The 749-nt window shown below is 49.3% G+C and carries 1 protein-coding gene; it reads right to left on the bottom strand.

Annotated elements, in window-relative coordinates:
• Positions 1 to 749, bottom strand: a 749-nt coding sequence (locus R7190_RS27115) for an ABC transporter permease (RefSeq protein ID WP_318137833.1), incomplete at both ends; no start/stop codon positions are given.

Below are 749 nucleotides of genomic sequence, written 5' to 3'. Positions count from 1 at the left end.
CCTTAGTGATGCGACGACCAATCCAAATACAGTAAACCCGAGCAACCAAAGGGTATCTCGCCACAAGTCCATCAGATCCGCTCCTCGCAACACTATGCCTCGAATCATGCGCATAAAGTGAGTGGCGGGCAGGGCTTCTGAAATCCACTGCGCTGCGACCGGCATGCCCTCGTAAGGGAACATAAATCCAGACAGCAGAATTGAAGGCAGAAGAATGAACACCGTCATTTGCATGGCTTGAAGCTGTGTTGTGGCGATGGTGGATATGACCAATCCTAAAGTTAAGCTGGCGGCGATAAACAACAAGGTTCCAAACAGAATTTGGCTGATTGCACCGTTAATCGGTACGCCGAAAATCCAATGTCCCAACCCTAGAATGATGAAAACCTGAATTAAGCCGACAAAGATATACGGCACGATTTTCGCCACCATTAGCTCTATCGAGTGGATGGGCGTGGTGATCAATAGCTCCAAATTTCCCCGTTCACGTTCTCGTACAATCGCGGCACTGGTGAACAAAATCATCGTCATGGTGAGAATCACACCGAGTAAGCCGGGTACGATGTTGACCGCAGAACGCCGACTTGGGTTGTAGTAGAGTGCGACTTCGAATGTTTTGCTTGGCGCTGGGCGAATCTCGAAATCAAAATCGGTCAATGGCATGGTTTGCAACGACAATATTGCCGAGCTGATCATGGTATCTGATCCATCCACAATCCACTGCCCAAGCTCTCGACCTTGCATCATGC

The sequence above is a fragment of the Vibrio sp. 1078-1 genome, assembly GCF_033340475.1.
This window is presented reverse-complemented; position numbering and strand designations above follow the sequence as displayed.